The sequence below is a fragment of the Massilia sp. TWR1-2-2 genome, from assembly GCF_049897565.1.
Classification (GTDB): Bacteria; Pseudomonadota; Gammaproteobacteria; order Burkholderiales; family Burkholderiaceae_D; genus JAFCUW01.
In genome coordinates, this window is the sequence record NZ_JAFCWM010000027.1 from 24,411 (window position 1) to 47,692 (window position 23,282).

Sequence of the window (23,282 nt, forward strand, 5' to 3'; positions counted from 1 at the left end):
ATGGAGAGAGACGCCTGAGCGTCCGCCGGATCAAGACTGGAATGCATAACAAATCGAATCGGTCGGCACCGCGCCTCGCTGGCGGCACCGGCTACCACAACAGTTTTGGGGGAGCAATGAACGAGATGATGGCACGGCAACAGTACACCCGCACCGCGATCGCGGCCGCAGTAGCAGTGTTGATGATGGGAGGGCAGGCCCAGGCGCAGCAGAGCGCCGGCGCGCCAGCCGAACCGATGCAGGCGGTGGTCGTCACCGGCGTGCGCGCCGCGCTCGAACAGTCGCTGCGCCAGAAGCGCGATGCCGATGCGGTGGTCGACGTGGTCACGGCCGAAGACATCGGCAAGATGCCCGACAAGAACGTGGCCGACGCGATCCAGCGCCTGCCTGGCGTGAACACACAATCGTCCGCCGGCGGCGAAGGCGGCTTCGGCGAGAACGACCGCGTCAGCCTGCGCGGCACCAGCCCGAGCCTGCAGCAAACCCTGTTCAACGGCCACGCCATCAGTACCGGCGACTGGTTCGTCCTCAATCAATTCGGCGGCAGCGTCGGCCGCTCCAGCAGTTTTTCGCTGCTGCCGTCCGAGCTGGTCGGCTCGGTCGTGGTGCAGAAAAGCGCGACCGCCGACCTGGTCGAAGGGGGCGTCTCCGGCGCCATCAACGTGATCACGCGCCGTCCGCTCGACCTGCGCAAGTCGCTCACCGTCGAAGGCTCGGTGCAGGCCAATTACAACGACCTGTCGAAGAAGACCGAACCGCAACTGTCGGCGCTTTTCGCGTGGAAGAACCCGGCCAATACCGCCGGCGCGCTGTTCCAGGCGTTCTCCGAAAAAGCGTCGGTGCGGCGCGATGGCCAGGAAATCCTCGGCTACGCGCAGATCAGCGCCACCAGCGCAGCGGCCAAGGCCAATCCGGCGCTGGCCGGCGTCGCCGTACCGAGCTTTATCGGCGCCAGCCTGTTCGAACAGACCAAGAAGCGCACCGGCGGCGCCTTCGACCTCGAAGCGCGCCTGTCGCCAGACCTCGGCATCGACCTCAATGGCTTCTACTCGAAGCTCGAGGCGCCGCACCAGAACACCAACTGGCTGGCCGCACCGGCCAATTCGATCAACGGCGCCAACCAGATTCCAGCCAACGCCGTGGTGCGTAACAACACACTGGTGTCTGCCTCGTTCCCGGTCAATTCGGGCGAAGTCGATAACATTTATCGTCCCGGCGCCGGTGGCGAATCGTGGTACCTGGACCTGAACGGCAAGTTCCGCGCTACCTCCGAGCTGACCTTCACCGGCAAGATCGGCAAGACCTACGGCATCGGCTACGACCGCGATGACGTCTACTACCAGAACAACGTCAACGGCGGCATGACGTATGCGCTCAACGGCATGTCGCCCGCCTCGGTGAACTACCCGGGCGGCACCACAACGACGCCGGGATCGACGGCGTGGGCCGGCGGCGGCGAAGCACAATCGGTCGACAAGGAGAAGTACGGTCAGATCGACGGCGCCTGGCGCATGCGCGATTCGATGGTCGAGTCGATCAAGTTCGGCGCGCGCTTCACCGATCACCAACGCACCGCGGAGCACCCGCTCGAAACGCGTCCGGGACCGGTCGGCTTCAGCAATCCCGGTCCGGCCTGGAGCGGCCAGATGTACCCGTCCGACTTCGCCTCCAACCTGGGCGGCGGCCTGTCGTCGAACTACTTCAAGTATGACGGCGCGGCGCTTGGTGCATGGGGCGCGGTGCCAGGCAACCGCCTGCTCGACTTCACCGTGCGCCACAACTGGACCGACGAATTCAAGGTCAAGGAAAAGACCTCGGCCGTCTACGGCATGGCCGATTTTTCCGGCGACGGCTGGCGCGGCAACGTCGGCGTGCGCGCCATCCAGACGCGCCAGACCACGGTCGTCAACCTGGCCGGCGGGCCGGCGCCGATTACCGGTTCGGCCTTCGGCGCCTACACGCCGACCACGTTCGAACGCACTTACCGCGACTACCTGCCAAGCGCGAACCTGAAGTTCGACGTGCGTCCCGACCTGGTGGTGCGCACCGCGCTGGCCAAGACGATCTCGCGTCCCGACTACAGCGCGCTGGGCGGCTCGGTCTCGCTCAACGACGATGCCTTGAGCGGCAGCGGCGGCAACGTCAACCTCGATCCGGTCCGCTCGACCAACTTCGACCTGTCGGCCGAATGGTACTTCGCACCGAAGGCGCTGCTGTCGGCCGGCCTGTTCTACATGGATCTGAACTCGATCGTCGCGCAGGGCACGTCGACCGGCACCTACTACAACAACAAGCGCGGCGTGCAGACGGTCTACCAGATCACGTCGCCGTACAACACCAGCGGCAAGAACAAGGGCGTGGAGCTGAGCTACCAGCAGCCGATAGCGACCAACTTCGGCGTGCTGGCGAACTACACCTACGCCGACGGCAAGCTCGATGATGGCGGCGAACTGCTGAACTCTTCGAGAAACACCTACAACCTGACCGGTTACTTCGAGAACGAGCGCTTTTCGGCGCGGCTGGCCTACAACTACCGCTCGGCCTACAAGGCCGGCGTGGACCGTGGCGCCAGCCAGCACGTCGATGCCATGCCGTCGCTGGCCGCATCGCTCAACTTCAAGGTGACCGAGCAGCTGACCTTGACGTTCGATGCGCTCAACCTGACCAACGAGACGATCAAGATGTACGCCGAGAACAAGGACCGGCCGCGCGCGCTCTACTCGAACGGACGCACCTTCTACCTCGGCCTGCGCGCCAAGTTGTAGGGCCGTCTGCGCGCGGCACGGCATGCCGCGCGCTCCGTCATGAATTCCAGTAGTGCTTGGGGCAAGGCTGAATGCGGCCTTGCCCATTTTTTTGCAGGCGCGCCGCCAGAATCGATACTCCGGGCAGGCCGGAAGGAACACTATGCCGATTACAGATCGACCTGACGCAGCATCGCAGGCCATCGCCGCGCCGATCGCCGTCAGATGGGAATGCGTCTCGAACATGGCGGGCGAAAACGCGTTTTCCGCCCGCCTCACGTTGCACAACCGCGCAGCAGAACCGATTTCGCCCGGCTGGGCCATCTATTTCAACACCTGCCGCAAGGCCATCGGCGGCAGCGTCGCCGGCGGCTACGTCATCGACCATATCAACGGCGACCTGTTTCGCCTCACGCCCACCGACGCCGGTCTGGCCTGGCCGGCCGGCGCCACCGCCGTCATCGATTACCAGGCGCAGTTCTGGGCCATCAGCGTCACCGATGCGCCGCTCGGCTTTTACCTGGTGCCCGCCGGCGGGCGCGCGGTCGACCTGGGCGACCCGTCCATTGTGCCGTTCGCGAGGGCGGAACAGCTCCACCGCGGCGTGCACGACCGCGAGCCGGTGGCCGACGCCGCCGGCCGCTATCGCGAGAACCTGTCGGCGCGCTTGCTCGCGCCCGAGCTGGTTGGGCGCATCACGCCGCGGCCGGTGCGCGCCGAATTCAGCACTGAAGCATGCACGCTGACGCGCCGCACCTCGATCGTTTTCTCCGACGGCCTGGCGAGCGAGGCCGCGCTGCTGCGCGCCATGCTCGACCAGCTGCCGGAGCAGGGCGCCGGCGGCGTCGCCCACATCGTCCTGGATATCGGTGCGGTCGACGTCGCGCGCGGCGCAGCCTCGCCGCCCAGCGAGGCTTACCAGCTCGATATCGCCGCCAGCGCCATCTGCATTCGCGGCGCCGGCTCGCACGGCGTGTTCAACGGCATCCAGAGCCTGCGCCAGCTGCTGGCCGACGGCAGCGGCGCGTTGCCGGAAGGCCGAGTGGCCGACGCGCCGCGCTTTGGCTACCGCGGCATGATGCTCGACGTCGCCCGCCATTTCGCCAGCAAGGAGACCGTCATGCGGCTGCTCGACTGCATGGCGCTGTACAAGCTCAATCGCTTTCACTTTCACCTGACCGATGACGAAGGCTGGCGCTTTGCCGTCGCCGCGCTGCCGGAGCTGACCGACATCGGCGCCCGGCGCGGCATCGCCGCCGACGGGCGCGCCTGCCTGCCGCCGTCGTTCGGCTCGGGCGCAAACGTCGAGCGCTCGTCCGGCACGGGCCACTACAGCGCCGCCGACTTCATCACCATTTTGCGCCATGCGCATGAGCGCCACATCGAAGTGATCCCGGAATTTAACCTGCCGGGCCACGCCCGCGCCGCCGTGGTGGCAATGCGCGCGCGCCATGACCGCCTGCGCGCGCTCGGCGACATCGATGGCGCCGAGCGCTTCCTCCTTGACGACGCCGCCGACGAGTCGCGCTACGAGTCGGTCCAGCTGTGGCACGACAACGTCATCTGCCTCGCGCTGCCGTCGGTCGACCGTTTCGTCGACACGGTCGTCGCCGAACTGGTTGCGCTGTTCCGCGCGGCCGGCACGCCGCTGCGCATGATCCACATGGGCGGCGATGAAGTGCCGGCCGGCGCCTGGCTTGGCTCGCCGCGCTGCCGCGCGCTGATGGCCGAACGAGGCTGGACCAGCATCGACAGCCTGCGCGCCGATTTCGTCGGCCGCTGCCGCGACATCCTCGCGCGTCATGGCCTGTTGTTCGCCGGCTGGGAAGAGACGGCGCTGGAGCACCGGCGGGTGGACGGGCACGAACGCCTGCTGCCCAATCCGCGCTTTGCCGCCATCGGTTTTCACGCCTATGCCTGGAACAACGCCTGGGGCTGGGGCCAGGAGGATTGCGCCTACCGGCTGGCCAACGCCGGCTACGACGTGGTGCTGTCCAATTGCGCGAACCTGTATTTCGACCTCGCCAGCGCCAAGGATCCGGAGGAACCGGGCTACTACTGGGCCGGCTTCGTCAGCGCGCGCGACGCCTTCACCTTCTGTCCGCTCGATGTCGGCGCCACCGCGCGCACCGAGCCGATGGGCAAGGCGGTGTCGGCGCAGACGCTGGCCGGCATGACGCGGCTCGATGCGGCCGGCAGGTCGCACATCGCCGGCATCCAGGGACAGCTGTGGGGCGAGAACACCCGTTCGGCCGAGCGCATCGAGTACCTGGCCGCGCCGCGGCTGATCGCGCTGGCCGAACGCGCCTGGGCAAGCGACCCGGGATGGGAATCGATCGACGATCCGCGCCGGCGCGCGCAGCAGGTCGAACGGGAGTGGAACGAATTCGCCAACCGCCTTGGCCAGCGCGACCTGGCGCGGTTAGACGCCGCGCCGCTGGCCTACGGCTACCGGCTGCCGGCGCCCGGCGCCGTCATCGCCGACGCCGCATTCGCCGCCAATGTCGCCCTGCCCGGGTTGGCGCTGCATTACACTGTGGACGGCAGCGAGCCGACCGCGCGCAGCATGCGCTACGAGCAGCCGGTGCCGCACGCCGCCGCCGGCGGCGCCTTTCGCATCGCCACCTTCGATACGCGCGGCCGCAAGAGCCGCACCGTCACCCTAACCTCGGAGGCCGCCGCCGATGACCTTGACGACTAACCCGCCCGCCGCCGCCGTATCGCTGCCGGCCGCACGCCATCCGCTGGCGTGGGTGCCGACCTTGTACCTGGCGCAGGGCCTGCCGTTCTACGCCGTCGCGCTGGTCGCCGGCTTGATGTTCAAGAGCATGGGCGTGCCGAACGAGCAGATCGCGCGCTGGACCGGCTTGCTCGGCCTGGCGTGGGTGTTCAAGGCGCTGTGGAGTCCCTTCCTCGAACTGGCGCGCAGCAAGAAGCGCGTCGTGGTGGCATTCCAGATGGTCGGCGGCGCCGCGCTCGCCGGCGTCGCGCTGGCGCTGCAACTGCCGGCCTGGTTCGCCGTCGGCATCGCGTTTTTCGCCGTCGTGGCGCTGGCCTCGGCCACCCACGACATCGCCGCCGACGGCTTGTACATCGCCAGCCTGACGGCGCGCCAGCAGGCTGCCTACGCCGGCTGGCAGGGGGCGTTCTTCAACGCCGCCAAATTCATCTCGCTCGGCGGCCTGGTGATCCTCGCCGGCTACCTGGAAATGCGCATCGGCGTGGCGCCGGCGTGGTCGGTGATCTTCGGCCTGTTGGGCGCGGCGCTGGCCGCGCTGGGGCTTTACCACCTGTGGGCATTGCCGGCCACCGGCGAGCGCGCCAGCAGCATCAGCACAGCGCGCGGCGTGGCCGCCACGCTGGCTGACGTGATGCGGACGTTTTTCGCCAAGCCCGGCATCTGGGTGGCGATCCTGTTCATCATCCTGTTTCGCGCGGCCGAAGGGCAGATCCAGACGATCGGGCCGCTGTTCCTGCGCGACGCCAGGGACGTCGGCGGCCTGGGCCTGTCGACCGCCGAGGTGGGCGCCGTGTACGGCACCGCCGGCACCATCGCTTTTTTGGCCGGCAGCATCGGCGGCGGCTACTTCACTTCCGCGCTCAGCCTGCGCCGCGCGATGCCGTGGCTGATCCTGGCGATGAACCTGCCGAACCTGGTGTTCTATTATCTGAGCGTGGCGCAGCCGTCATCGCTGGGCGTCATCGCGCTGGCGCTCGGCGTCGAGATGTTCGGTTACGGGTTCGGCTTCGTCGGCGTGATTTTGTTCATCATGCAGGTCGTCGCCAGCGGGCGCTATCAGACGGCGCACTATGCGCTCGGCACCGGCTTCATGCAGCTCGGCTTTGTGCTGTTCAAGGTTGTCAGCGGCGACATCCAGCAAGCGCTCGGCTACCAGCATTTTTTCCTGTGGGTGATCGCCGCGGCGGTGCCGGTGCTGTTGCTGTCGCGCTTCATGCGCCTCGAGGCCGAACCTAACGCCGCTTGACCGGCAGCGCCAGCCAGCCTTGCCACTGGCCGGCGGCGTCGCGCTGCACGGCCTGGATGTGCGGGCGCGTGCTGTCGAGGCGCCAGACGGTCTGCTTGTCGAGCCAGTCCTCGTACATCGAGCGAAAGCGCGGCCACTCGGCGTGGAAGTCGAGGGTGGCATAGTCGCCGGCCGGCAGCACCCGCATGCCCAGGTTCGGGTCGGCCACCTCGACGCCGGTCACGCCGAAGTCGTAGCAGTATTCGCGCTCGCCGGTAAAGCCCGGGTCTTCGTCGAACACTCCGTAGAACGGCGTGCCGCAGGGGGCGCCGTCGATGCTCTCGCGGTCGCCGATAAAACCATTGCAGGCGATCGACAGCGCGGCGCCGGACTGGCCGAAGAAGCGCTGGTAGCGCAACGTCACCGCCGGCAGCGAGCGCACCGCGATGCGCCGGGCGATGCTGCCCGGTTCGGGCGCGATGTACGGCGCCAGGATGACGTCAAGCTTGTCCGGCTCGGCGACGAAAAAACTGACGTCGCTCTCGCGCCCGACCTGCTGGTCCATGTAGGCGCGCCAGCCGCCGTCGCGCCAGGCCTTGGCCGACATCGCGAACTGCTGCTTGAATGCCTTGGCGAACGCCGCGTTCGACGGGAAGCCGCAATCCTGGGCGATGCGCACGACCGCCACATCGGGCTCATGGCGCAGCAGGTGCGCGGCGCGCCGCAGGCGCCGTTTGCGCTGGTAGTCGACGGCGGAAAACCCGGTCAGCTCGCGGAAGATGCGGTCGAAGTGGAACGACGAGTAGCTGGCCGATGCGGCCAGGCTTTCAAGGGCAAGCGGGTCGCCCACCGAGTCGAGCATCAGGTCCATCACCTCGCACAGGCGCGAGACGCGGGAAGTCGCTTTCACCGGCTGCTTGGCCGCGGCGGCGACGGCCGTGCCGTCAATGTCTGGTGAAAGCGAATGCCGCATCGAAAACAGTCCGTATAGAAGTTCAGGCAATTATGGCGCAATTAAACTGCATTGGTGAAATAACTCAGGCCAGAAGACATTGTTGGAAACCAGCAACGATGAGGATGGCTTCAATGCGTGAGCGACCTGATGCGGCGGTAAGGTCGAGACTCCGATTGAACTGGGAATGAACCGAGATTCGTCTCGATGGGGTATTGTGCGCGTGGTTGCCTGGTCTATAATCGTGATTCCACGGTTCAAATTCGGTTCAACAGCATGATTCAACACACTCCCGAGGCCCCTGATGGCCAGTTGGCGCAATACCGCAGCGGCGTCGCCGCCAGGCTGGCCGGATTGCCAGTGGAAACGCTGCGGGTGTGGGAGCGCCGCTATGGCATCTCCGACACCGGCCGCAGCGCCCACGGGCAGCGTCTGTATTCCGATGCGCAGGTGCGCCGGCTGCGGCTGATGAAACAGCTGGTCGACCAGGGCCATCCGATCGGCGCGCTGGCGCAGTTGACGGTCGAGCAGTTGGGCGCCCTGGCGGTGGTGCCGGCGCCGCGTGCGCAGTCGATGCCGCTGCGGGTGGCGCTGGTAGGGCCGGCGCTGGCCGCGCGGCTGGCCGGCGGCGGGCGCGACATGCTCGCGCTCGACATCGTCGGCCACTGCCGCGAGATTCACAGCGCGCTGCCGGCATTGTCGGGCATCGGCGCCGAAGTGCTGCTGATCGAAATATCGGAACTGGACGACAGCGTGGTGCCGGCCATTGCCGCGTTGCGCGAACAGCTCGGCGTGGCCGCCGTTGTGCTGTACCGTTTTTGCGCCAGCGCGACCATCCGGCAGCTGCGGGCCCACGGCTGCCTGGTGGCGCGCGCGCCCACCGATGTCGCCGAAATCGTGCTGCTGTGCCAGGCGGCGCTGGCTGCCTTGCCGTCGCCGTCGGCGCCACTGCAGGCCGTGCGCACGCAACTCGGCGCGCCGCCGCCGCCGCGCTTCGACGAGCAGGCGCTGGCGCTGCTGTCTACCGCCAAGAACAGCGTCGAATGCGAATGCCCGCGCCATCTCACCGAAATCCTGCTGATGCTGGGCAGTTTTGAGCGCTACAGCCAGCAATGCGCATCGCGCAACGCTGACGACGCGCTGCTGCACGAACAGCTCAACCATGCCGCCGGCGCCGCCCGCGTGCTGATCGAATCGGCGCTCGAACGGCTGGCGCGCGCCGAGGGCCTGCCTTTGCCGGCCGGGATGTGAGGGCGCCATGAGCGCGGACGGACAACCGCACCGGCTGCAGGCGGCCAGGCTGCTGCGCAGTAAATGGACCGCGGCCGTTCCGCTCAACAAGGAAAAGCACTTCATCGTCACCGCCTTGATCGCGCCGGAAGCGCCCGGCACGCACGTCGATGCGGTCATGCTGGAGGCGGTGCTGACAGGGCGCTGCTTGACCTTGCGCTGGCGCGAACTGCGCGACCCGGCGCAATGGCTGCAGGGCTGGCGCTGAGCGGCGCGATATCAACACAACAGGAAAACGCAGTATGACTTCTCCCCACGTCGCCGTAATCGGCGCCGGCATTGCCGGCTTGTCGTGCGCCGCCTCGTTGCAGCAGGGGGGAATTCGCGTGAGCGTATTCGACAAGAGCCGCGGCCCCGCCGGGCGCATGAGCACCCGGCGCGGCGATGACTGGCAGTGCGACCATGGCGCGCAGTACTTCACCGCGCGCGACGCGGCGTTCCGCGCTGAAGTGGCGCACTGGGAGCGGGCCGGCGTGGCGGCGCAGTGGCATCCGCGCATGCGCCGCTTCGACGCCGACGGCACCAGCAGTGGCATCAGCGGCGCCACCGAGCGCTTTGTCGGCGCGCCGCGCATGACTGCGCCGGCGGCATGGCTTGCATCGAACCTGGCTCTGTACACCAGCATGGAGATCAGCGCGGTGCGGCGTGAAGACGCCGGCTGGCGCCTGCACACAACGGGCGCCGGAGCGCTCGATCGCAACTATGACGCGGTGGTGCTGGCGGTGCCGGCGCCGCAGGCCGCGCCGCTGCTGCGCGACATCGCGCCGGAGCAGGCGGTGCTGGCCGCCGCGACGCCAATGGAAGGCTGCTGGTCGATGATGCTGCAGTACGCGGCGCCGCTGACCCTGGACTTCGACGCCGCCTTCATCAACCGCGGTCCGCTGCGCTGGGTCGCGCGCGACAGCGGCAAGCCTGGCCGCGGCGGCGCCGAATGCTGGCTGCTGCACGCCAGCGCCGCGTGGAGCGAGGCGCATCTCGAGCTCGACGCCGGCAGCGTCGCCGCGCTGCTGCTGCCGGCGTTCGCCGAACTGGGCCCGCCGGCGCCGCAACGCTGGAGCGCGCACCGCTGGCGCTACGCCAGCACGCCAAGGCCACGCCGCGAAGTCTGTATCTGGGAAGCCGCGCAAGGGCTGGGTCTGTGCGGCGACTGGCTCAATGGCGGCACCGTGGAAGCTGCGTGGCTGAGCGGGCGCGCACTGGCGCAGCGCATCGCCGCGGGCTAGGCCGCCCTACCAGGGCAGTTCGGCGCCGTTGTACGATCTGAACGAGCCGCTGTCGGCGGGCGTCAGCGCATCGAGCACGCGCAGCATGTCGCCGGCGGCGTCGTGCGCCGGGCGCCCGATGGTCTCGCCGCGAAACGGCCGTGACAGGCGCGAGTTGACGGTGCCAGGATGCAGCGCGACCAGCACGCTGTTCTTCCGGTCGCGCGCCACTTCGATGGCCGCCGTCCTGACCAGCATATTGAGCGCCGCCTTCGATGCGCGGTAGCTGTACCAGCCGCCCAGCCGATTGTCGCCGATGCTGCCTACTTTTGCCGACAGCATGGCCATGATGGCGCGTTCGCCGTCGAGCAGCGGCGCGAAATGACGCAGCAGCAGCGCCGGGCCGAAGGTGTTTGCCTCGAAGGTCGCGCGCATCTGCATGGGATTGAGGTCGGCGAGCCGCTTCTCCGGCATGAATGCATCGGTATGCAGGATGCCGGCGGCGTTGATGATCAGGTGATAGCGCGGGCCGGCCGCCAGTGTTTTCGCCGCCTTTGCGACGCTGCCGTCGTCGTCGAAATCGAGGCGAGGGGACGAGTGCCGGTGCAGACCCTGCACCGAGGCGCAGCGTGGCGATTGTCGCAGCAGGTCGACGAAGGCCGTGCCAATCGTGCCGGATGCTCCTATTACCAATGCGTGAAACTGGTCGGGCAGGCTGTCCATCATGATGGTCTGTTCCGTGTGCGTGTTCGGTTGGAACGAAAAAACGCCAACGGCGACGTTGGCGTTGCGTGGTCTGCGCAGGCGCAGGCGCCTTACATCTTCGGCATCAGCACGGTGTCGATGACGTGGATCACGCCATTGTCAGCGGCGATGTCGGTCTTGGTGACGTGCGCTTTGTCGACCATCACTTTGCCGCCCTTGGCCTTGACAGTGACGGAGCTGCCTTCGACCGTCGCAACCATGCCTGGCTTGACGTCGGCTGCCATGACTTTGCCAGATACGACGTGGTAGGTCAGCACTTTGGTCAGTGCGGCCTTGTCTTTCAGCAAGGCGGCCAATTTGGCCTTTGGGATCTTGGCGAAGGCTGCGTCGGTCGGCGCGAACACGGTAAATGGACCTGGGCCCTTCAGCGTGTCGACCAGGCCAGCTGCCTCGACTGCCGTTACCAGCGTGTTGAAGGTGCCGGCCGATTTTGCGGTATCGACGATGTCGGCTGCACTTGCCGAGCCAAACGCCATTGTCATTGCTGCTGCGATAAGAAATTTCTTCATTGTGAGCTCCTGTAGTTGAACCGACGCACATGCGAGGTTTCGGACGGTTGTCACGAGGCGCGGTATCAAGTAAGCCTGTTGAACCGCTAGTGAACCGAATGAGGATGATATTATCCACCGCGCTCGGTATTGTCCAACAGGATTCAATTGAGATATCGCTAATAGCGGTTCAACATAGGTTCATCGTTGTTTGGGGCCAGGTTCAATGCCTCACGTTCGAACAGGCGCAGCAAGCATCGACGCCGACGCCCGAGGTGCGCGCCGACGTGACTGCGCCCAAGCGGCCGGCGAGCTCGACATCACGGAAGTGTCGGCTTCCTTCCCCTGCTAACAGCAGTTACAACTGGCTGAACCTGCGTTAATGTCATGCCGCGTCGGCCGCTTCGCGCTTGCGGCGGGTGGTGATGCTCTCACGGTTCAGCCCACAGTTGTCAATATCGAAATCATCGATGATGACGAAGGTCGTGGCGGGGTCTTGTTCTGCACTCGGCTGAGCTGCCGGGCGCGACAGCGTTGACGCGCACGTTCGAACTGGCCATCTCAATCGCGAGGCCCCGGGTCAGACCTTGAATTACGGGGATTGGTTGAGGGCGGCGAATCCGGGGTCTGACCCAGAATGAAAAACCGGGTCAGCCCCCTGCTGCCTAAGCCTGGTTGCGCTTTGGCAGCACCCATCCCTGCCGGATAAAGTGGCAGGTGTAACCGTCCGGATTGCGTTCGAGGTAATCCTGGTGTTCCGGCTCGGCTTCCCAGAACGGGCCGGCCGCAACGATTTCGGTGACTGCCTTGCCAGGCCACAGGCCAGCAGCGTCGACGTCGGCGACGGTATCTTCGGCAACGCGCTTTTGCGCATCGCTCAGATAATAGATGCCTGAGCGGTAGCTGGTGCCACGATCGTTGCCCTGGCGGTTTTCGGTGCTCGGGTCGTGGATCTGGAAGAAAAATTCCAGGATGGCCCGATAGCTCGTCTTGCTTGGGTCGAAGGTGACCTCGAGCGCCTCGGCATGGGTGCCGTGGTTGCGGTAGGTGGCGTTGGGCACATCGCCGCCGGAATAGCCGACGCGCGTTTTCAGTACGCCCTGCAAGCGGCGCACCAGGTCTTCCATACCCCAGAAGCAGCCGCCGGCCAGGATCGCGGTTTCAGTTTGCATTGTCATTGGTAACCTTTCTCAATCGTTAATCGTTGCCATCGGCAAGTCTACCGCTTGTCCGGCCTATCTGCTTTACAATCGACGAATCGAGGTAGCGAGCATGACGGCACAAATGACAATGACGACGACAGAACGCACGGCAGTGCATACCATCAGGCTGATCCTGGGCGACCAGCTCAATGTGCGCCATCGCTGGTTCAGCGAGACCGACGACGCCATCACCTATGTGCTGATGGAAGTGCGGCAGGAAACCGATTACGTCCATCATCACGCGCAAAAGATCCTGGCGATTTTCGCGGCGATGCGCGACATGGCGCGGCAGTTGCGCGAGGCCGGCCACAAGGTCGATTACCTGGCCATCGATGATCCTCGCAACCTGCAAGCGATTCCCGCCAATATCGACGCATTGATGATGCAGCACAAAGCTGCTGCGTTCGAGTACCAGGCGCCGGATGAATGGCGCCTCGATGAACAGCTGTATCAGCACGGCCGTTGCAAGCAGGGCCCGTGGCTGATGGTCGACAGCGACCATTTTTATACGACGCGCAACCAGGTCGCGGATATCTTCGCCGCGCGCAAGCAATGGTTGATGGAGTTCTTTTACCGCCAGATGCGCGTGGAGCACCAGGTATTGATGGAATCTGCCCGGCAGCCGATCGGCGGGCAGTGGAACTACGATCACGACAACCGCAAACCCTGGCGTGGCGTGCCCGCCGAGCCGCGCGATCCACGCACTTTGCATGACCATTCGGCGCTATGGAAAACGATCGTCGACGCCGGCGTGAAAAGCTTCGGCAATCCGCAGTCCGATCGACTCGCATGGGCGCTTAACCGCGACGAGGCGCTGCAACAACTCGACGCGTTCATCGATGGCGCGTTGCCGCACTTTGGGGACTTCCAGGATGCGATGAGCGCGAATGCCTGGCGGCTGTTTCATTCACTGTTGTCGTTTGCGCTGAACGTCAAGTTGCTGAACCCGCGTGAAGTGGTGGCCAGGGCGGAGGCGGCGTACCACGCCGGCCATGCGCCGCTTGCCGCCGTCGAAGGCTTCATCCGGCAGATACTGGGCTGGCGCGAATACGTGCGCGGCGTGTATTGGGCGAACATGCCCGGCTACGCCGAAAAGAATTATTTTGGCCATGCGCGCCCGCTGCCGCGCTGGTTCTGGGACGGCAAAACCAAGATGAATTGCCTGTCGCGGTCAATCACGCAATCGCTCGAACAGGCCCATGCACATCACATCCAGCGCCTGATGGTGATCGGGAATTTTGCGCTGCTCGCCGGCCTGGATCCGGCCGAGGTTCACCAGTGGTATCTCGGCATATATATCGATGCTTTCGAATGGGTGGAGCTGCCCAATACCGTCGGCATGAGCCAGTTCGCCGACGGCGGCCTACTGGCCACCAAGCCGTATGTCTCCAGCGCCGCCTACATCGACCGCATGAGCGACTATTGCAAAGGCTGTCACTACGATAAAAAAGCGCGCGTTGGCGAGCGTGCCTGTCCGTTTAATGCGCTGTACTGGGATTTCTATCAGCGCAATACGGCGACCCTGGCCCGGAACCCGCGTATCGGCATGGCCTATAGGCAGCTGGAGAAAATGGATGCAACGGCGATTGCGCAATTCCAAGAGCGGGCGCGCGAGCTGTTGCAGGATCTCGATTCGCTGTAGCGCTGGCCCGCGCCGGATTGCTTGCTACCTCTGGAGCGGGGCTGGCGCCGCCGCGTTCATTCTGCCGATCATGCCGCGTTCTTCCGCACGCAAGGTCAGCACCGACACGCCGCTGGCGGTCACCGCAACGGTGTGCTCGAACTGTGCGGACAGCGAGCCGTCGCGCGTGACCACCGTCCAGCCGTCATCTTCCGTTCTGACGCTGCGCCCGCCGTGATTGAGCATCGGTTCGATGGTGAATACCATGCCTTCGCGTAGCGGCAGACCGGTTCCACGCTTGCCGAAATGCAGCGCCTGCGGTTCTTCATGCATTTCGCGGCCGATGCCGTGGCCACAGTATTCGCGCACGACCGAATAGCCGTTGCGCTTGGCGTGGCCCTCGATGGCCGCGCCGATGTCGCCCATGCGGGCGCCGGCACGCACGGCGCGGATGCCTTTCCACATGGCTTCGTAGGTGGTCTGGACCAGGCGCCTGGCGGCCAGGTCGACGTCGCCGACAAGATACGTTTTGCTCGAATCGGCGATAAAGCCGTTCTTTTCCAGCGTGATGTCGAAGTTGACGATGTCGCCGCCCTTCAGCACTTTGGTGGGCGATGGTACGCCGTGGCAGACCTCGTCGTTGATCGACGAATTCAACACGAAACCATAATCGTATTGGCCCTGCGCGGCGCCATCCATTTGTTCGACCGACTATTTTTTGACAGGAGAGCATCATGGAAAACGAACAAGATGAGCAGCCGAAGTCCGAGGCCGACGGTCAGGCGCCGCAGCAGCCGGCGCAACAGGTATCGCGCCAAGGCGAAGCAGCACCGTGGCGTGCGCGCCACGTTTGCGCGTTGCGAAATGGCTACGGCGCGCTGTCTTTATGCGTGCCGCTATAGACTCAGCCTTCGACTTATGCCATTGATATTATTGATTTTTCCCTCTGACTTACGATACTTGCCGGCGCCAGACCCGGGCCGTGTTGAAGTCGCCAGAAACGGTGTCGGCGTGAAGAGTCCTCCGGCAACCCTAAACCCTATTGGAGATCAGCAACGAACAAGCAACTAAAGGTATTACTCGGCGCCCAATCGTTGCAGCCATGTTCGGTGCATCCGCAGCGCAGGCGCAATCGACCAGCACGAGCAGTCAAGGCAGCACCGGCGGCATGCAGGCAAGCGACCAGAGCACCGGGAGCGATACGACCACAAAGTCCAAGAGCAAGCAGAAAAAGCAGAAGAAGCACCGCTCCTCGTCCGGCGCCAGTTCAGTCGCTGGCGGTCGGGCATAACACTGCCAGTCCGGAACAAGCTGCAAATAGCGTTTGCAAAAGAGAAGATCAATCCACCGTCACGCCGGCGTCTCTTACCACCTTGCCCAGCTTGACCGATTCGGAACGCATCAGCGCGCCGAATGCCTCCGGCGTGCCGCCGACGACCGGCGTGCCCAGCTCTTCCCACTTTTGCTTGAACGCCGGGTCGGCGAAGATGTCGTTGAGAGCCTGGTTCAGCTTGGCGATGATCGGCTTCGGCGTGCCGGCCGGCACCACGATGCCGTGCCAGCCGGTGACGTCGTAGCCGGGGACGCCGGCTTCGGCCAGGGTCGGCACGTCCGGCAGGGTCGGGCTGCGGGTCGCCGTGGTGACGGCGATGGCGCGCAGCTTGCCGGTCTTGATGTACTGCACCGAACTGCCGAGGATGTCGAACATCACCTTGACGTGGCCGCCGATCACATCGTTGAGCGCGGGGCCGGCGCCCTTGTAAGGCACGTGCTGCAGCTTTGCGCCGATCGCAGTATTGAACAGTTCACCGGCCAGGTGCTGCGGCGTACCGTTTCCGGCAGACGCAAAGCTCAGCGTGTCGGGCTTGTCCCTGGCCATCGCGATGAATTGCTTGACGGTGGTCACGTTCACGGAAGGATGCACTTCCAGCACCAGCGGGAACGCCGAGATCTGGATGATGGGCGCAAAATCTTTTTCCGGATCGAATGGAATTGTTTTGTACAAGGTCTTGTTGACCGCCATCGGGCCGCTGGCGGCGAGCAACATCGTATAGCCGTCGGCCGGCGACTTGGCCACCATGCCGGTGCCGATGTTGCCGCCGGCGCCGCCGCGGTTGTCGATGATGATCGGCGTATTGAGTTTTGCCTGCAGCGGCGCCTGGAGCAGGCGCGCCATCGCGTCGGTCGGGCCGCCCGGCGGGTAGGGCACGATGAACTTGATCGGCCTTGACGGATAAACATCGGCGGCGCTGACGGCGAACACCTGGGCCATTAGCATTGATGCGAGGATCGCCTTCTTGAACATGCTTCGTCTCCTTGGTTTTTTTAGGGTGGGGTGAGAGGTATTCGGTTCAACAAGGCTGGCCGGACAGGCGGCGCTTCAACGCCAGCACGGCGCTGTGCACCGTTGACAGTACCGGTTTGCCGCTGGCGCGCGCGCAGGCGCCGTGCGCGCGCGCCATGCTGAACTGCGCCAGCGCGATCGTGTTGCAGCCGGCTTCGCCCAACAGCCGGGCCTGTTCGGCGATCAGCGCGTCGTGCTGCGATGCATCGCCCCGGTTCAGCGCGTCGAGCGCGCCAGCGGCCAGCGCATGGCGCACCTCGATATCGGCCGGGAACTCGGCTGGCATCGATTCCAGCGTCGGTCCGAAGGTGGCGATCAGCCCGACAGGGCCGGTGGCCTGTTGCGCGTCGGCGATCATCGCCTCGTTCGGCTTGAGCACCGGGATGTGCGGATAGCGCCGGGCCACCGCGTCGATGCAGGAGCCGAACGCCGAGCAGGTGAACAGGATGGCCTGGGCGCCGGTGCCGACCGCATAGGCGGCCAGGTCCTCGAAGCGCCGGTGCATGGCGGCGTCGAGGCCATGGCCGGAGCTTGCCAGGTCGGCCGACAAGGAGTCGTCGAGCAGGTTCATCAGGGTCGCTTCGGGCCAGTCGCTGCCCATGACGGCGTTGATCGGGTCCACCGAATGGCTCAGTGCGTGTATCAGTGCAATGCGTGGCATGTGTCGCTCAGAAGAAAGAAGGGTGGTGCTCACTGGTCGTCGATCGGCGGCAGTTCCGGCGCCAGCAGGCGCAGGCCGGCCATCAGCAAGTTGTCGTAACGCTCCCGTTCGGCGGCAATGCTTTCCTGCGTCCACTTGTAGAAGCCTTCGCCGGATTTCATGCCGTAATTGCCGGCGGCGTAGCGCTCGGTCAGCGCCTTGGCCGGCACTGTATTGGCTGCGAGCGATGGATACATGGTGGCTGCGGCCGGACAGTGCACGTCGATGCCGGCATGGTCGCGTTGCAAGACCGGGCCGGCGGCCAGGAAGCGGAAGCCGAAGCCGAACCGCACGGCGGCATCGACGTCCTCGGCCGATGCGACACCGGCGTCGATCAACGCGAACGCTTCGCGTGCCAGCGCATGCTGCAGCCGGTTGGCCAGAAAGCCCGGCAAGTCCTTGCGCACGAGCACCGGCACCATGCCGCAGCCGCGCATGAAATCGGACAAGGCGTCGGCCAGCGGCGCGGACGAGCGCGCCCCGAGCACCACCTCGACCAGCGGCACCAGGTGCGCCGGCATGAAGAAATGCAGGCCGAGCATGCGCTCCGCGGTGTCGAGTCCTTCGCCGATGGCCGAGATCGGAAAGCTGGAACTGTTGCTGCACAACAGTGTGTCGGCGCGCGCGCGCCGCACCAGGTCGGCAAACAGCGCCTGCTTCGGCGCCAGCTTTTCCGGAATGCATTCGATGACCACGTCGATGGTGCTCCAGTCGACATTGTCAAGACTGGCGCAGGTGGCGATGCGGTCGCGCCTGTGTTCCACGCCCAGCTTGCGCAAGGCGCCGGTGAAGTACGCGTTCAGCGATTGGCGACGGGCTTCGCCCGGCTCGAGCACGATGGTGCCGCAGCCGGCGCGCGCCAGCACCAGCGCAACATCGGCGCCCATGGTGCCGCCGCCGATGACCAGGGCGCAGGCGCCGGATGGCCTGGGCAACACAAAGTTCGATGCAATCGCAGTGGAGTCGTTGTTCATGATGGCCGGTGAATAAAGAGACAGCCCAGTGTGCCGCATGGTTTTTTATCTGTGAATCGCCTTTTTTCTATAGACTTATCGATTATGGAGATAAATTTTTCAGCGCGGGACATCCGCGCTTTTCTTGCTGTGGCCGATACGCTCAGCTTCAGCCAGGCTGCGCAGCAGATGCACTTGTCGCAGTCGGCGTTGTCGACGCTGATCGGCCGCCTGGAAGACGCGTTCGGCACCCGGCTGTTCGACCGCACGACGCGGGCGGTGGCGCTGACCGCCGCCGGCGAGGTGCTGGCGTCGCATGCCGACCAATTGCTGTCGGACATAGAACGCACCGTGACCGCGGTGCGCGATGTGTCGGCGCTGCGGCGCGGACGCGTGGCGCTGGCCGCGCTGCCGTCGCTTGCGGCGCGCATCGTGCCGCGCCTGTTCCGCACTTTCGGCGCCCAGTATCCGGACATCACCTTGTCGCTGGCCGATACCTTGTCGGAGCCGGCGTTCGAGCTGGTGCGGGAAGGGCGCGTCGACTTTGCCATTACCGCCGCCAATCCGACCTACCGGGACCTCGATTACATTCCGCTGACCACCGACACGTTCGTCTTGCTGGCCGCGCGCGGCCATCCGCTCGGGCAAGTGGCCGGCGACGTGCGCCTCGTCGACACGCTGGCGTATCCGCATATTTCGATGTCGCGCCATACCAGCGTGCGGCAGTACGTTGAAGCTGCCGCGTTGCAAAACGGGATTGGCTTTCATCCGGCGTTCGAGATCGATCACCTCGCCACCATCGGCGCGATGGTCGTCGCGGAACTCGGCGTGGCGGCGCTGCCGACAATGGCAGCCGATGTGATCAGCGCCGACGGCTTGGTGCGGCGGCCACTGGTCGACCCGGTGATTCGCCGTTCGATCGGCGTGGTCAAGCGCAAGGAACGTTCGCTGTCGCCGGCGGCGGAGGCGATGCTGGCGTTGCTCAAGCGGCAGATCGAGACGTAAAAAAGCCGACTCGTGCTGAGTCGGCTTTCTGTGCTTCGCTTGCGCAACTTAGAACTGGTTCATTGTGTTATGCGCGCCGGATGCTTTCAGCGCCGCGTCGCCGCTGAAGTAGTCCTTGTGATCGTCGCCGATGTCCGAGCCCGACATGTTCTGGTGCTTGACGCAGGCGATGCCCTGGCGGATTTCCTTGCGCTGCACGCCGGCGACGTAGCCCAGCATGCCCTGGTCGCCGAAGTATTCCTTGGCCAGGTTGTCCGTCGACAATGCCGCCGTGTGGTAGGTCGGCAGCGTGATCAGGTGATGGAAAATGCCGGCTTCACGGGCCGAGTCGGCCTGGAAGGTGCGGATTTTTTCGTCCGCGGCAAGCGCCAGTTCGGTGTCGTCGTACTCGACGCTCATCAACTGCGTGCGCTCGTAGGCGGACACGTCTTTGCCTTCGCTCTTCATCTGGTCGAAGATCTGCTGGCGGAAGTTCAGCGTCCAGTTGAACGATGGGCTGTTGTTGTACACCAGCTTGGCGTTTGGAATGACCTTGCGGATTTTGCTGACCATGCCGCCAATCTGGGCAATGTGCGGTTTTTCGGTTTCGATCCACAGCAGGTCGGCGCCGTTTTGCAGCGAGGTGATGCAATCGAGCACGCAACGCTCGGCGCCCGTGTCCGCGCGGAACTGGAACAGATTGCTGGCCAGGCGTTTCGGGCGCAGCAGCTTGCCGTCGCGCTTGATGACGACGTCGCCGTTGGCCATCGATTCGGTCGACACTTCCTCGACATCGAGGAAGGAGTTGTACTGGTCGCCCAGGTCGCCTGGCTCGCGGGTGACGGCGATCTGCTTGGTCAGGCCGGCGCCGAGCGAATCGGTACGGGCAACGATCAGGCCATCGTCGACGCCGAGTTCGAGGAACGCGTAACGCACGGCGCGAATCTTGGCCAGGAAGTCTTCATGCGGCACCGTGACCTTGCCGTCCTGGTGGCCGCATTGCTTCTCGTCGGATACCTGGTTTTCGATCTGGATGCAGCAGGCGCCCGCTTCAATCATTTGCTTGGCCATCAGGTAGGTCGCTTCGGCATTGCCGAAACCGGCGTCGATGTCGGCGATGATCGGCACCACGTGCGTGATGTGGTTGTCGATCTGGTCCTGGATCGCTTGCTTGGCGGCGCCGTCGGCGGCGGTGTCGAGCTGGCGGAACAGGCCGCCCAGTTCGCGCGCATCGGCCTGGCGCAGGAAGGTGTACAGCTCGCGGATAAGGTCGGCAACGGCAGTCTTTTCGTGCATCGACTGGTCAGGCAACGGGCCGAACTCGGAACGCAACGCGGCGATCATCCAGCCGGACAGGTAAAGGTAGCGGCGGTCGGTGCTGTTGAAGTGCTTCTTAATCGAAATCATCTTTTGCTGGCCGATGAAACCGTGCCAGCAACCGAGCGACTGGGTGTACTTGGACGAATCGGCGTCGTAGTTGGCCATGTCGTCGCGCATGATCTTTGCCGTGTACTTGGCAATGTCGAGGCCGGTCTTGAAGCGGTTCTGTGCGCGCATGCGTGCGGCGGACTCAGGATTGATGGCGTTCCAGGCACTGCCTTCCTTGTCCTTGAGGGTAGCGATGGCTTGAATATCGTCTTGGTACTGTGACATGTGAATCTCCCGGTAAGTAAACATCGAATTTGGAAACAGTTCGTTTTGAAGCTGAGGCTGCCCGCGGTACGACCGGGGAGGCAACCTAACAAAGCTCAACAACCTGTATCCATGATAGACGTTTTAGCGTGCCAGGTGGACTCTTATATAAGACATATAACTTAAAAAATACCTCTTATATTCAATAGATTAGAACTGCTATATCACGATGCGAAACATATTTTTAGAAAATGGGATGGGATTCATCCCGTTGCGGGCGAACCAAGTTCACATTATGAAACGCACTTTCAGCAATGGGGATAAGTGCAATGTAAGTAAGCAAACACCAACCGCCTCGGTTGGTGTTCTGGCTTGCCGGATGGCTTACTCTGATTTGGCCTGCTGCGAATGCAGTTGCTCGCGCAGTTGATGGGCATTGAAATGGGTATAGTCCTTGTTGAGCTCTGACTTGATGAGCGGCTTGATGTGCGGGTCCATGAATGAGCGTAGGGCACCGAGAAATTGTGGTGACGCAGAGATGACGAGTTGCTGGAAACGGCCCTCCCGGTGCGCTGTGAGCAGGTAGTTCGAAATGTCCTTGGCGAACTGCTCGGCTTCCTGCTCGGCGGGCGTGTGGGCCAGATGACAGGCCTTGTTCGGCGCCCCGACCTTGACATCGTGTGCGTACCCGACGCCTTGCGTGCCTCCAATGTTGTGGCTGCTGTTGGTTGCCGCGGTCGGGCCTATCTTGTCGGACTCCGTTTCGAGCACGCGCAAGCGCACCGCGGAATTGACCGTGTCCTCGATTTCTTGCAATGGCTCCGCGGGATCAGACTCCTCAAAAAATCGCGCCCGGCCTGCATTAGCCGAGAGAATCCAGGTTGTTTGCATGCTACCCCCTGGCAGTAAATTAAACGAAGATTGCGCGCGTCATCGGTGATCGCTGCAGCGATGCCTTGTAGCCGAAAATAAGTATAGGCCGCGCCCGGAAAGCCCGGCGCACCGACGCCTTCGCGCGGCCTGCAATCGGCGTTCACGCCAGCGCCCACGCAAAAACGCCAACCTGATTGGTTGGCGTCGTTTTGCATGCCTGGCCTCGCTTACGGGGCTGGCTGGGTGATCGTGTTCTTCTCGAGCGTCACGGCGGTCTGGGCGAGCAGGCGTCCATTGACCGATGCGCCGGTCTTCACTGCGACCATCGTCTTGGCCAGCATCACGCCTTCAAAGTGGGCGGTGGTGCCGATCGATACTGCGCCGGCCGCCTGCCAGAAGACATTTTTTGCCAGTGCGCCGCCGGTCAGCGTCACACGCGTTGCGCTCGCTTGATGGATGCCGCCGGCGACCTGGAAAATCCAGACGTCGGTCGGACCGCCCGCCAATGTCACATCGGTCGAGATCTTGACGTCGGTGCCCCATTTGTACAGGCCCGGCACCAGCGTCTTGCCGCCGATTTCGCCGGAACCGAGTTCGGTAAAGTCAGGCAGGACTCGGCCGGCAGCGTCCGTGTAGGCCGCTTCCATGTCGCTCACCGCCGCCGTCAGCAAGGTCGCGGCCGTCACGCTGCATGGCAATGGGCCGGCGTAGTCGACGGTGTAGAGGATGCCGGCGGCGATCTCGCCGCAGCTCAGGCCGATTGCCGCGCCGGTAATCGGGCTGGCGCCGACGTCGCCGGTAATCACTGAGGCGTACACATTGGTGATGCCGGTTTTGCTCAGAAGCGCAAACGTCATCGCCGAGCCGAGCTTGACGGGCGCCTGAATGCGCGCCGCCGGACCTGCGCTTGCCACTCCTGGCGCCGCTAACAGCGCGCTCAGGATCGTTGCCAAAAGTAAGGCTTGCGGCTTGATCTGGAATCGGTTCATGGTGCTTCCTTTTTATTTGTTGCGCCTCCCGAGCCTGGTTTTTTCAGGGCAGCGTGGAGTCGCCGGCGCGGGGACCGTTTGCATGACACTGTTTATACAGTTCCTATGGGAAATCCCTATGCGGCCTACCGCACATAGTTACAAGAGTTACAAATGATGAGCTGGCAACGGTTACGATGAGGTTTGATGAAACGCGCCAGAAGCCGGGTTAACAGTGACCTATTTTGACGCCGCGCCGCGACTCGGACCGTGTACTGTTTCTTCTGGCGCCGCGACGGATCGAGAGAAAAGACTCCGCGTACATTCCTATATCAGGTAGTGCCCGGCATTGGCGATCCGGCAGGGTTCGAACTCGGGCAGTGCGCGACGCAGCGCAATCTGTCCGCGGCCGGCCGCACAGACGCGACAAGAATAGGCGAACGATTCCGACAAGAGCGAATTCCGGTTGCCGCGGTCTTGTCCAGCCGATGGTGCCGCTGTCTCGAAACTGCAAGGCTGGCGTTCGGGCGCGTAGAGCCTGCGCCGATGCTCGATTCCATGTTCGTCGATGAGGCAGATGCCGGCTAGCGCAAGTTGCA

Annotated in this window: 21 protein-coding genes; 10 read left to right on the forward strand and 11 right to left on the reverse strand. The window is 64.3% G+C overall.

All coding sequences use genetic code 11. The features are described 5' to 3' along the window. The first annotated feature begins 116 nt into the window (after positions 1-116). The 3 genes from ACP7DD_RS21205 (at position 117) to ACP7DD_RS21215 (ending at position 6,730) form a co-directional block, all read left to right on the forward strand. Complete coding sequence (locus ACP7DD_RS21205; protein ID WP_426176816.1) at positions 117-2,765, forward strand: TonB-dependent receptor; 2,649 nt, start codon at positions 117-119, stop codon at positions 2,763-2,765. 142 nt (positions 2,766-2,907) lie between these two features. Next, positions 2,908-5,445, forward strand: coding sequence for a family 20 glycosylhydrolase (locus tag ACP7DD_RS21210; RefSeq protein WP_426176817.1), 2,538 nt, complete (start codon positions 2,908-2,910; stop codon positions 5,443-5,445). Continuing rightward, positions 5,429-6,730 (forward strand): MFS transporter, encoded by a 1,302-nt coding sequence (locus tag ACP7DD_RS21215; protein WP_426176818.1) that lies wholly within the window; start codon positions 5,429-5,431, stop codon positions 6,728-6,730. The genes ACP7DD_RS21210 and ACP7DD_RS21215 overlap by 17 nt, the downstream gene beginning before the upstream one ends. Here the strand turns inward: ACP7DD_RS21215 and ACP7DD_RS21220 are convergent. Beyond that, the gene (locus ACP7DD_RS21220) at positions 6,717-7,682 is read right to left on the reverse strand and encodes a helix-turn-helix domain-containing protein (protein WP_426176819.1); all 966 of its coding nucleotides are present in this window, start codon (positions 7,680-7,682) and stop codon (positions 6,717-6,719) included. The genes ACP7DD_RS21215 and ACP7DD_RS21220 overlap by 14 nt on opposite strands. A gap of 255 nt (positions 7,683-7,937) precedes the next feature. Between ACP7DD_RS21220 and ACP7DD_RS21225 the strand changes: the two genes are divergently transcribed. The 3 genes from ACP7DD_RS21225 to ACP7DD_RS21235 are packed head-to-tail and all read left to right on the forward strand — an operon-like array spanning position 7,938 to position 10,174. Continuing rightward, positions 7,938-8,912 (forward strand): MerR family transcriptional regulator, encoded by a 975-nt coding sequence (locus ACP7DD_RS21225; protein ID WP_426176820.1) that lies wholly within the window; start codon positions 7,938-7,940, stop codon positions 8,910-8,912. 7 nt (positions 8,913-8,919) lie between these two features. After that, the gene (locus tag ACP7DD_RS21230) at positions 8,920-9,159 is read left to right on the forward strand and encodes a TIGR02450 family Trp-rich protein (protein WP_426176821.1); all 240 of its coding nucleotides are present in this window, start codon (positions 8,920-8,922) and stop codon (positions 9,157-9,159) included. 34 nt (positions 9,160-9,193) lie between these two features. Continuing rightward, positions 9,194-10,174 (forward strand): NAD(P)/FAD-dependent oxidoreductase, encoded by a 981-nt coding sequence (locus ACP7DD_RS21235; protein ID WP_426176822.1) that lies wholly within the window; start codon positions 9,194-9,196, stop codon positions 10,172-10,174. 6 nt (positions 10,175-10,180) lie between these two features. Here the strand turns inward: ACP7DD_RS21235 and ACP7DD_RS21240 are convergent, their stop codons facing one another. From ACP7DD_RS21240 to msrA, 3 genes are all read right to left on the reverse strand, one after another. After that, the gene (locus ACP7DD_RS21240; protein WP_426176856.1) at positions 10,181-10,876 is read right to left on the reverse strand and encodes an SDR family NAD(P)-dependent oxidoreductase; all 696 of its coding nucleotides are present in this window, start codon (positions 10,874-10,876) and stop codon (positions 10,181-10,183) included. A 92-nt stretch (positions 10,877-10,968) separates the two neighbouring features. Next, positions 10,969-11,427 carry a fasciclin domain-containing protein gene (locus ACP7DD_RS21245; protein WP_426176823.1) on the reverse strand — a complete coding sequence of 153 codons (459 nt, stop codon included), beginning with the start codon at positions 11,425-11,427 and terminating at the stop codon, positions 10,969-10,971. A gap of 644 nt (positions 11,428-12,071) precedes the next feature. Next, a complete protein-coding gene (msrA, locus tag ACP7DD_RS21250) occupies positions 12,072-12,584 on the reverse strand; it encodes a peptide-methionine (S)-S-oxide reductase MsrA (RefSeq protein ID WP_426176824.1) in 513 nt (170 codons plus the stop codon). A 94-nt stretch (positions 12,585-12,678) separates the two neighbouring features. Here msrA and ACP7DD_RS21255 point away from each other — a divergent pair, with 94 nt between their 5' ends. Next, positions 12,679-14,250 carry a cryptochrome/photolyase family protein gene (locus ACP7DD_RS21255; RefSeq protein ID WP_426176825.1) on the forward strand — a complete coding sequence of 524 codons (1,572 nt, stop codon included), beginning with the start codon at positions 12,679-12,681 and terminating at the stop codon, positions 14,248-14,250. A gap of 24 nt (positions 14,251-14,274) precedes the next feature. Here the strand turns inward: ACP7DD_RS21255 and map are convergent, their stop codons facing one another. Continuing rightward, positions 14,275-14,928 carry a type I methionyl aminopeptidase gene (gene map, locus ACP7DD_RS21260; protein ID WP_426176826.1) on the reverse strand — a complete coding sequence of 218 codons (654 nt, stop codon included), beginning with the start codon at positions 14,926-14,928 and terminating at the stop codon, positions 14,275-14,277. 35 nt (positions 14,929-14,963) lie between these two features. Here map and ACP7DD_RS21265 point away from each other — a divergent pair, with 35 nt between their 5' ends. After that, positions 14,964-15,131 (forward strand): hypothetical protein, encoded by a 168-nt coding sequence (locus ACP7DD_RS21265; RefSeq protein ID WP_426176827.1) that lies wholly within the window; start codon positions 14,964-14,966, stop codon positions 15,129-15,131. Positions 15,132-15,568: 437 nt separating this feature from the next. On the opposite strand, the gene ACP7DD_RS21270 is transcribed toward ACP7DD_RS21265, so the two are convergent. From ACP7DD_RS21270 to ACP7DD_RS21280, 3 genes are read right to left on the reverse strand one after another with little or no spacing between them, the layout of a single operon-like run. Then, on the reverse strand, positions 15,569-16,534 hold the full coding sequence (locus ACP7DD_RS21270) for a Bug family tripartite tricarboxylate transporter substrate binding protein (RefSeq protein ID WP_426176828.1): 966 nt from the start codon (positions 16,532-16,534) through the stop codon (positions 15,569-15,571). A gap of 46 nt (positions 16,535-16,580) precedes the next feature. After that, on the reverse strand, positions 16,581-17,234 hold the full coding sequence (locus ACP7DD_RS21275) for an aspartate/glutamate racemase family protein (RefSeq protein WP_426176829.1): 654 nt from the start codon (positions 17,232-17,234) through the stop codon (positions 16,581-16,583). A gap of 29 nt (positions 17,235-17,263) precedes the next feature. Further along, the gene (locus ACP7DD_RS21280) at positions 17,264-18,247 is read right to left on the reverse strand and encodes a 3-hydroxyacyl-CoA dehydrogenase family protein (protein WP_426176830.1); all 984 of its coding nucleotides are present in this window, start codon (positions 18,245-18,247) and stop codon (positions 17,264-17,266) included. Positions 18,248-18,331: 84 nt separating this feature from the next. Between ACP7DD_RS21280 and ACP7DD_RS21285 the strand changes: the two genes are divergently transcribed. After that, on the forward strand, positions 18,332-19,231 hold the full coding sequence (locus ACP7DD_RS21285) for a LysR family transcriptional regulator (protein ID WP_426176831.1): 900 nt from the start codon (positions 18,332-18,334) through the stop codon (positions 19,229-19,231). A 48-nt stretch (positions 19,232-19,279) separates the two neighbouring features. On the opposite strand, the gene ACP7DD_RS21290 is transcribed toward ACP7DD_RS21285, so the two are convergent. The 3 genes from ACP7DD_RS21290 to ACP7DD_RS21300 form a co-directional block, all read right to left on the reverse strand. Continuing rightward, complete coding sequence (locus ACP7DD_RS21290; RefSeq protein WP_426176832.1) at positions 19,280-20,863, reverse strand: isocitrate lyase; 1,584 nt, start codon at positions 20,861-20,863, stop codon at positions 19,280-19,282. A gap of 363 nt (positions 20,864-21,226) precedes the next feature. After that, positions 21,227-21,733, reverse strand: coding sequence for a host attachment protein (locus tag ACP7DD_RS21295; RefSeq protein WP_426176833.1), 507 nt, complete (start codon positions 21,731-21,733; stop codon positions 21,227-21,229). 209 nt (positions 21,734-21,942) lie between these two features. Next, positions 21,943-22,704: an ice-binding family protein gene (locus ACP7DD_RS21300; protein WP_426176834.1), complete on the reverse strand. Its 762-nt coding sequence runs from the start codon at positions 22,702-22,704 to the stop codon at positions 21,943-21,945. A 318-nt stretch (positions 22,705-23,022) separates the two neighbouring features. On the opposite strand from ACP7DD_RS21300, the gene ACP7DD_RS21305 reads away from it, so the two are divergent. Beyond that, complete coding sequence (locus ACP7DD_RS21305; RefSeq protein WP_426176857.1) at positions 23,023-23,271, forward strand: histidine phosphatase family protein; 249 nt, start codon at positions 23,023-23,025, stop codon at positions 23,269-23,271. The last annotated feature ends 11 nt before the right edge of the window (positions 23,272-23,282 follow it).

Excerpts from the sequence above, each read along its gene's own strand:
- ACP7DD_RS21285 (WP_426176831.1), top strand. The coding sequence starts at position 18,332 with ATGGAGATAAATTTTTCAGCGCGGGACATCCGCGCTTTTCTTGCTGTG.
- ACP7DD_RS21205 (WP_426176816.1), top strand. The coding sequence starts at position 117 with ATGAACGAGATGATGGCACGGCAACAGTACACCCGCACCGCGATCGCG.
- ACP7DD_RS21240 (WP_426176856.1), bottom strand. The coding sequence starts at position 10,876 with ATGGACAGCCTGCCCGACCAGTTTCACGCATTGGTAATAGGAGCATCC.
- ACP7DD_RS21235 (WP_426176822.1), top strand. The coding sequence starts at position 9,194 with ATGACTTCTCCCCACGTCGCCGTAATCGGCGCCGGCATTGCCGGCTTG.
- ACP7DD_RS21220 (WP_426176819.1), bottom strand. The coding sequence starts at position 7,682 with ATGCGGCATTCGCTTTCACCAGACATTGACGGCACGGCCGTCGCCGCC.
- map (WP_426176826.1), bottom strand. The coding sequence starts at position 14,928 with ATGGATGGCGCCGCGCAGGGCCAATACGATTATGGTTTCGTGTTGAAT.
- ACP7DD_RS21210 (WP_426176817.1), top strand. The coding sequence starts at position 2,908 with ATGCCGATTACAGATCGACCTGACGCAGCATCGCAGGCCATCGCCGCG.
- ACP7DD_RS21280 (WP_426176830.1), bottom strand. The coding sequence starts at position 18,247 with ATGAACAACGACTCCACTGCGATTGCATCGAACTTTGTGTTGCCCAGG.
- ACP7DD_RS21265 (WP_426176827.1), top strand. The coding sequence starts at position 14,964 with ATGGAAAACGAACAAGATGAGCAGCCGAAGTCCGAGGCCGACGGTCAG.
- ACP7DD_RS21300 (WP_426176834.1), bottom strand. The coding sequence starts at position 22,704 with ATGAACCGATTCCAGATCAAGCCGCAAGCCTTACTTTTGGCAACGATC.
- ACP7DD_RS21225 (WP_426176820.1), top strand. The coding sequence starts at position 7,938 with ATGATTCAACACACTCCCGAGGCCCCTGATGGCCAGTTGGCGCAATAC.
- msrA (WP_426176824.1), bottom strand. The coding sequence starts at position 12,584 with ATGACAATGCAAACTGAAACCGCGATCCTGGCCGGCGGCTGCTTCTGG.
- ACP7DD_RS21290 (WP_426176832.1), bottom strand. The coding sequence starts at position 20,863 with ATGTCACAGTACCAAGACGATATTCAAGCCATCGCTACCCTCAAGGAC.
- ACP7DD_RS21230 (WP_426176821.1), top strand. The coding sequence starts at position 8,920 with ATGAGCGCGGACGGACAACCGCACCGGCTGCAGGCGGCCAGGCTGCTG.
- ACP7DD_RS21245 (WP_426176823.1), bottom strand. The coding sequence starts at position 11,427 with ATGAAGAAATTTCTTATCGCAGCAGCAATGACAATGGCGTTTGGCTCG.
- ACP7DD_RS21270 (WP_426176828.1), bottom strand. The coding sequence starts at position 16,534 with ATGTTCAAGAAGGCGATCCTCGCATCAATGCTAATGGCCCAGGTGTTC.
- ACP7DD_RS21295 (WP_426176833.1), bottom strand. The coding sequence starts at position 21,733 with ATGCAAACAACCTGGATTCTCTCGGCTAATGCAGGCCGGGCGCGATTT.
- ACP7DD_RS21255 (WP_426176825.1), top strand. The coding sequence starts at position 12,679 with ATGACGGCACAAATGACAATGACGACGACAGAACGCACGGCAGTGCAT.
- ACP7DD_RS21215 (WP_426176818.1), top strand. The coding sequence starts at position 5,429 with ATGACCTTGACGACTAACCCGCCCGCCGCCGCCGTATCGCTGCCGGCC.
- ACP7DD_RS21275 (WP_426176829.1), bottom strand. The coding sequence starts at position 17,234 with ATGCCACGCATTGCACTGATACACGCACTGAGCCATTCGGTGGACCCG.